Origin of the sequence: Luteolibacter pohnpeiensis (assembly GCF_016595435.1) — a bacterium.
In the GTDB taxonomy this organism is placed as follows: Bacteria; Verrucomicrobiota; Verrucomicrobiia; order Verrucomicrobiales; family Akkermansiaceae; genus Luteolibacter; species Luteolibacter pohnpeiensis.
Map to the genome: position 1 here is coordinate 1 of NZ_JAENIJ010000107.1, position 1,644 is coordinate 1,644.

At 53.6% G+C, this 1,644-nt stretch carries 2 protein-coding genes; one reads left to right on the forward strand and one right to left on the reverse strand.

Annotated elements, in window-relative coordinates; genetic code table 11:
- Window positions 1-498, forward strand: a 498-nt coding sequence (locus tag JIN85_RS20330; protein WP_200274298.1) for a hypothetical protein, incomplete at its 5' end; no start/stop codon positions are given.
- 16 nt (window positions 499-514) lie between these two features.
- Here JIN85_RS20330 and JIN85_RS20335 read toward each other — a convergent pair.
- Window positions 515-1,576 carry a tyrosine-type recombinase/integrase gene (locus JIN85_RS20335; RefSeq protein ID WP_200274300.1) on the reverse strand — a complete coding sequence of 354 codons (1,062 nt, stop codon included), beginning with the start codon at window positions 1,574-1,576 and terminating at the stop codon, window positions 515-517.
- Between the last annotated feature and the right edge of the window lie 68 nt (window positions 1,577-1,644).

A 1,644-nucleotide genomic window follows, 5' to 3' on the forward strand; every position in this document is an offset into this window, starting at 1 on the left:
CGGGAAGAGGCGCAGGGCGTGCAGGATCTCAGCGAGATCGGCAAAACGCTCTACGACAATGCCGACTACTACGTGTTCGGCACCTACGGCACGACGACGTACTACATGACCTGCTATCTGGATCTGGAAACCGAGGTCATGGGCACCACACTCGTTCAGAAATCCACGCGACCGCTCTACAAACCCGGAGCCTTTGCCTTCCAGCGTCCGCCACTGGACCTCGCCGCCAATCTGAAGGCGGCGATGGACTGGATACCGCACGACGGCACCGTGAAACTGGTCGAGCCAGTAACCAACCCCGGCCCATACCTTGGCAAAGTGGTGAACATCGCCGGTGGCCGAACCACCTGGGCCGACATGCTGGCCGTGCCGAACGGCCTGACCTGCGTTCTCGAAACTGGCCGCACGACCATCCAGCTAGGAGCGCCACCCGCCTACGGAACGAACAACCTGAACCGCCGCCTGACTGGATCTGCGAAAGACAATCTGGTGATTTGAGTTTTTACTCAGCAGCTCAAAGTTTCCTCGCTGCCGAGAGGCTATGTTCATCCCTAAGATGGCCGTAAATTCGCATTGCTAGTGCTCCGCCATCTTTATGCCCGAGCCATTTGGATACGGTCGGAATATCTACACCCTTTTCAATCGCGTAAGTAGCAAACCAGTGTCTGAGGTCATGAATTCTCAGCCGAGGAATTCCAATTCGATCGCAAGCTAAGTTTAGAGCTTTGCGGGGCGGGCCACCCTGGAAAACCTTACCGGATGCTCCTTCGTAACGTAATTTGGTGATCAGTGTTTCGAGTCGATTATTGATGGGGACTCGTCGAATTTCATGATTCTTCGTTCCCTGTTCGCCGCCTGTCACAGTTAGCCAGTTGTTTGAGATGTCTGACCAATCAATCGCCAGTAGCTCCGAAATTCTGACCCCTGACCAGGCGAGAAATTCGACTTTGTTCGCAGCGTCCTTACCTCGCTTTTCTCTCATGGATTCAAGCAGTTGATCCAAGATTTCAATTCCAGGTAAATCTTCGACGGCAGGCTTGGCCTGTCGTTTGCGTTTAAGACCGGCAGTCGGGTTGTCACTACGAATACCGGCCTCGACGATGCTCTGCAGTGTACGCCTTAAAATGTGAAGACAGATGTTACACTGGGATGAATTCCTCGTCGCTGAAAACTCGGCCCACCATGCGCGTGCATCATCTTTTGTCCAATCATCGGCGCGCCGATCTAGGGGTAGGGAACGACGGAGAAGCGGGAAAATCTGAGAATAGAACGTTTTCGTGCCCTTCTTATGGGATGGATCAGCCATAGTCTGAGCTTCGACTGTAGCTAGGGCGTTTCCAAGAGTGCCATACCCACCCGCCGCTGAGTTTGATGCACGACGCAACCTTTCGAGTTCAACGTCTCGGGTTACCTTGGCTTGCCGGAGATTTGTAGTTCGTAGACTTCGCCTGACCTTTTTGCCGGCCACTTTGGCATTCAGGTAATATGTCCCTGATTTGTGGCGGATGATGTTTTCCGCAGCGGCTGCTGACCATATAGGGGACTCTTTCGGCTCCTCCTCAAAGATTGGGGACATGAGGCACGGATGCCATCATGTCCCCGATGTTTGTTAACCTAAATTTAGGCCTGAAGGGTTACGACCCC

Coding starts and splice junctions, on each gene's coding strand:
- JIN85_RS20335 (WP_200274300.1), bottom strand. CDS start 1,576: ATGTCCCCAATCTTTGAGGAGGAGCCGAAAGAGTCCCCTATATGGTCA.